The organism is Phenylobacterium sp. (assembly GCF_025934275.1).
Lineage (GTDB): Bacteria > Pseudomonadota > Alphaproteobacteria > Caulobacterales > Caulobacteraceae > Phenylobacterium.
This window is the reverse complement of record NZ_JAICYI010000102.1, coordinates 1-4,875: the sequence shown is the minus strand read 5'-3', so window position 1 is coordinate 4,875 and position 4,875 is coordinate 1. Positions and strand designations below refer to the sequence as shown.

The following is a 4,875-nucleotide window of genomic DNA, read 5'->3' as shown; positions in this document are numbered from 1 at the left end:
GTTGCCGCTTGCGTCGGTCTGGATCACCAGCACTGTGTTCGGCGTGCTGATCGTGACGTCGGAGGCGAGCTTCACCTGTCCCGTGTAGCAGTTGTCGCCGGTAGCCAGACCCGCCTGGCTGAAAGTCGAGGATGCGGCATACGTGCACGAGAGCTTGGAGAGATTGGAGCTCATGGTCGAGGCGAGCGGATCGGTGAACGCCGGATAGCCGCTCACCGGAGTTGTGCCGCAATCGTTGTTCTTGTTGGTTCCGACCGCGTAGCCCCCGCCCACCCCGAAATCGGAATTCAGTCCGTTACACGCCAGGTCCTTGTCGGAGAGAAGATCGCACCCGGTCAGGTTTGTGCCCGGTCCGCCGTTCAGCGTGATGCCTTGGGACAGACCGATCATGCAAAAGGTGGTGGTCCCTGTGGTCAGGCCGGCGATTGCCTTGGCGCTGATCGCCTTGCCGCGGGCGCCGTTCGCGAGCGTCACGTCGCCCGAGTAGCCGACCACGCGAGTGAGATATACCGGCACGTTGTTGGCGACCGTGACCTGATAGCACGTCGCGCCGGAGATCACCGTCGCGCCGGCCGGGCAGGCGACGGTGGTCGGTGTGACCGTCACGTTGCCGCCGGTCGTGAAACCGTACTTGGTGGCGACGGCCTTGGCCACGTCGGCGTAGGTGGTTCCGCCCTGGATCGCTGCGGCGACGACTGCGGAGTCCGCTGCATTCTGCTGGGCGCGGTGGTAGAGGTACCAGGACGCCGTCTCGCCGCCGATCGCGAACGAGCCCACGATCGGCACCACCATCAGGGCCAGGATCGGCCCGATGTTGCCGCGCTCGTCAGCAAGCCATTTCCAGGCGCGTTGCAGGAAGCGCCCCTTGCGCCTCGGCGTCTGTTCCAGGTCCACGGCAGGTCCCCCAAAGACGGACTGATCCCAATCAAACCTAGCAAAACCTGCGCCAGATGTCTCGCCATGCACGTCTCGCGCGAATCCGCCGCGGCCGGCGGCGGCGTCAGGCTCGGGCGGGATCGGCCTTCGTCGCGCCCCGGCGCAGGCGCAGCTCCACCACGCCCGCCAGGATCAGCACCGTGGCGAGCTCCACCAGCGCCGGGCGGATATCGAACGGCCCGGGCTTGGCGGGCGTGAAGCTCACCGGCATGACGAACAGCGCGATGAACAGGTTGTTGGCCAGGTGCGCGCCGGTGGTGAACTCGACGCCTGCGGTGCGCAGCGCGATCCAGGCCCAGCCCGCGCCCATCACCGCGCGCAGCAGGAGGTTGGCCGGGTTCGGATCGAAGTGGGCCAGCGAGAAGAGGGCGCCGTTGACCGCCAGGATGACGATGAGGTTGCGTGTCCAGGCGGCGGTCTGCTGCAGCAGCCAGCCGCGGAACAGCGCCTCCTCGGCGAAGGCGGCGAGGTACAAGCAGGCCGCCGCGATCAGCGCGTAGGCCGCCCGCGCGCCGACGCCCGCGCCGGGCGTCAGGATCGGCGCCGCGAGCGGGGAGGGCGCGAAGGCCCGCTCCGCCAGGAAGGCGACCGCCACCAGCGGGAAGCCCACCGCAAAGCCCGCGCCCACGACGCGCCACCGGAACCGGGGCGCCGCGGTCAGGAACGAGCGGATCGGGCGGCCGAAGATCCCGGACGCCACGGCCAGCGCCGCCCAGGCTGCGGCGATCGAGGCGACGCCGGCCACCGTCAGCTCGTAGCTGTAGCTCAGCAGCGGTCGGCCGGACGCGGCGTTTCGGGTCAGGCTGTCGAGCGCATCGGCCACCGCCCGCGGGTTGCCGCCGGCGCGCGCCACGGCGAAGCCCAGGGTGATCGCGAGGCCGGCGAGAAGGCCCGCGACGCCGGCCGCCAGCACGCCAAGGACCAGGAAGAGCACCAGCCGCCCGGGGTCGCGCGCGCCCGCGAGCCGCAGGAACGGGAAGGCGTCGGTCTGCTCGGTGTCGCGAATCACAGCGTCCATGCCGTCAGCATGCCCTGGCCGCGCGCCGCGATCATGTCCGAGCGCCGGTCTTTGCGCCTCAGAGCGCCAGGAACGGCTTGATCAGGCTGGAGGTGGGAAACGCCAGCAGCGCGCCCGCCGCGATCGCCACCCCATAGGGGATGTCCTCGCCGGGCTCCGCCAGCCGGGTCAGCCAGGCCGGGGTGGTGACCAGGAACGGCCGCATGTAGGCGGAGCGCAGGCCCACGATGACCAGCACCAGGCCGCCGCCCGCGATGGCGGTCAACAGCGCATAGGAAGCCGCCGCCGGCCAGCCAAGCCAAAGCGCCGTGGCCGCGAAGAGCTTGGCGTCGCCGCCACCGATCCAGTTCAAGGCGTACAGGGTGAAGCCGATGACCAGCGCGGCCGCGCCTACCGCGACGTGCAGGCCGATATCGCCCAGGCTCAGTCCGAGCACCGGCGCGGCGACGGCGAACCCGGCGATCAGGGCGAGCGAGATCCAGTTCGGGATCGTGTAGCTCACTGCGTCGCGCAACGCCGCGACGATGACCAGCGCGGGGAAGACGGCGACGGCGAGGGCTTGCACGATCGGCGGCATGGTCTCTCCTTTGGCGGTTACCATACGGCCGGCGAATGAACCAACTCTTGCCGGCGCGCGGTAGGAGCCTTGGTGTCGCGTCGGGCGCCGATCTTGAAACGCGGAGTCTGCAGCGGTCCCAGTGCGCCATTCTGGGACGCAGCACGTGGCCCCCTCTCGGGCCATTCCGGCGTAAGCGGGCCGGGCGAACATCCTCTCCCCTCGCCCGGTCCGCGATCCGCCGCATTCAAAGACAAATGGTAAATACGCCAAGTATATCGCGATGCGATCGGACAGTATTCTCACGTGTTCGACCGGTGTGACCATTAACCGATTAATCACGACCACCATGCCAAGACTTGCCTAACCGCGGGCCATCAGGCTCGCCATAAAAAACTTGGGTGTGGTGGTGGTGAAGGTTCTGACCGTCTTCGGCACGAGGCCGGAGGCTATCAAGATGGCGCCCGTGGTGCGCGCGCTGCGGCGGCGCAGGGACATCGCCTCCTTCGTCTGCGTCACCGCGCAGCATCGCGAGATGCTCGACCAGGTCCTCGACCTGTTCGGCATCCTGCCCGACGACGACCTCAACATCATGTCGCCCGGGCAGGGGCTCAATCCGCTGCTGGCCCGTATGGTGGCCGCCCTGGATCCGGTGATCGAGCAGGTGAAGCCCGACCGCGTGCTGGTTCACGGCGACACCACGACGGGACTGGCCGGCGCGCTCGCCGCCTTCCATCGCGGCGTCCCGGTAGGCCACGTGGAAGCGGGCCTTCGGACGTACAACCTCGCCCAGCCGTGGCCGGAGGAGATGAACCGCCGCGCCATCGACCTGGTGAGCGCCGAGCTGTTCGCCCCGACCGAGCGGTCGAAGGAGAACCTCGCCGCCGAGCGGCTGGAGGGCCGCATCCTGGTCACCGGCAACACCGTGATCGATGCGCTGAAGCATATCGAGGACATGCTCGAGCAGCATCCGGACCTCGCCCGTTCGCTCGACGCGACCCTGCCGCGCGCCATGGAGGGCCGCAAGCTCGTGCTGGTCACCGGCCATCGCCGCGAGAACCACGGCGACGGCCTGGACAACATCTGCCAGGCGCTGGCGACGCTCGCGTCACGCGACGACGTCGAGATCGTCTTCCCCGTGCATCTCAATCCCAGGGTCAAGGGCCCGGTGCACGCCAGGCTCGGCGGCCTCGCCAACGTCCGCCTGATCGGTCCGCAGGAATACCTGCCCTTCGTGCGCCTGATGCAGCGGGCCGACGTCATCCTCACCGATTCCGGCGGCATCCAGGAGGAGGCGCCGGCGCTCGGCAAGCCGGTGCTGGTCATGCGCGACGTCACCGAGCGGCCGGAAGCGGTGGAGGCCGGCACCGCGGTGCTGGTCGGCACGAGCTCGGCGCGGATCGTCGCCGCGGTCGGCGACCTGCTCGACGACGCGGATGAGCGGGCGGCCTTCGCCGCGCGCCGCAACCCCTACGGCGACGGCCATGCCGCCCGGCGCATCGTCCAGTCGGTGTGCGGCGAGCCCGTCGAGGAATTCGTCATCCCGTCCACGCCCGTCCGCCTGCGCGCCTGAGGAGGCCCCCACGTGCTCCAGTCGTTCGCCGCGGCCTCGTCCGCGCCCCTCGAGACCTACGCCGCGATCTGCCGCTGGGCAGCCCTGATCGTCGCGGTGATGATCGGCTTCTCCTCGCTCGACGACATGTTCGTCGACGCCTGGTTCTGGCTGCGCACCGCCTACCGGCGCCTGTTCGTCAAGCCGCGCCACAAGCCGCTCAGCGAGGCGGCGCTGTACCAGGTCCCCGAGCAGCCGATCGCCATCATGGTGCCGGCCTGGCGCGAGGACGACGTGATCGCCCCGATGCTGGCCAACACCATCGCGACACTCGACTACGACAACTACGTGATCTTCGTCGGCACCTATCCCAACGACCCGGACACCATCCGCGAGGTCGAGCGGGTGCGCCGGCGGCACAAGCGGGTGGTGCGCGTGGAGGTCCCGCACGGCGGCCCTACCTGCAAGGCCGATTGCCTGAACGCCATCGTCGAGACCGCCCTGAAGCACGAGGCCGCTGCGGGCCAGGAGTTCGCCGGCTTCATCCTGCACGACTGCGAGGACGTGCTGCACCCGGTCGAGCTGCGGTTCTTCAACTACCTCTTGCCGCGCAAGGACCTGATCCAGCTGCCGGTGGTCTCGCTGGAGCGCGGCTTCACCGAGTGGGTCGCCGGCACCTACATGGACGAGTTCGCCGAGTGGCACGCCAAGGACCTGGTGGTCCGCGAGTCGCTGGCCCGGGCGGTGCCCTCGGCCGGCGTCGGCACCTGCTTCTCGCGCCGGGCGATCGCCGCCCTCTGCGAGACCGGCGAG

At 69.4% G+C, this 4,875-nt stretch carries 5 protein-coding genes; 2 read left to right on the top strand and 3 right to left on the bottom strand.

Translation table 11 applies throughout. The annotated features are described in order from the left end of the window. The 3 genes from Q0W60_RS17250 to Q0W60_RS17240 form a co-directional block, all read right to left on the bottom strand. On the bottom strand, nt 1-894 hold an 894-nt coding region (locus Q0W60_RS17250), incomplete at its 3' end, for a pilus assembly protein TadG-related protein (protein ID WP_297697313.1). 106 nt (nt 895-1,000) lie between these two features. Next, nucleotides 1,001-1,954, bottom strand: a complete 954-nt coding sequence (locus Q0W60_RS17245; RefSeq protein WP_297697312.1) for a type II CAAX endopeptidase family protein — start codon at nt 1,952-1,954, stop codon at nt 1,001-1,003. A gap of 58 nt (nt 1,955-2,012) precedes the next feature. Further along, nucleotides 2,013-2,531, bottom strand: coding sequence for a prepilin peptidase (locus Q0W60_RS17240; protein ID WP_297697311.1), 519 nt, complete (start codon nt 2,529-2,531; stop codon nt 2,013-2,015). A 382-nt stretch (nt 2,532-2,913) separates the two neighbouring features. On the opposite strand from Q0W60_RS17240, the gene wecB reads away from it, so the two are divergent. Both wecB and Q0W60_RS17230 read left to right on the top strand, forming a co-directional pair. After that, nucleotides 2,914-4,083, top strand: coding sequence for a UDP-N-acetylglucosamine 2-epimerase (non-hydrolyzing) (wecB, locus tag Q0W60_RS17235; RefSeq protein ID WP_366075961.1), 1,170 nt, complete (start codon nt 2,914-2,916; stop codon nt 4,081-4,083). Between the two features lie 12 nt (nt 4,084-4,095). After that, nucleotides 4,096-4,875, top strand: a 780-nt coding sequence (locus Q0W60_RS17230; protein ID WP_297697309.1) for a glycosyltransferase, incomplete at its 3' end; no start/stop codon positions are given.

Coding starts and splice junctions, on each gene's coding strand:
- Q0W60_RS17245 (WP_297697312.1), bottom strand. CDS start 1,954: ATGGACGCTGTGATTCGCGACACCGAGCAGACCGACGCCTTCCCGTTC.
- Q0W60_RS17240 (WP_297697311.1), bottom strand. CDS start 2,531: ATGCCGCCGATCGTGCAAGCCCTCGCCGTCGCCGTCTTCCCCGCGCTG.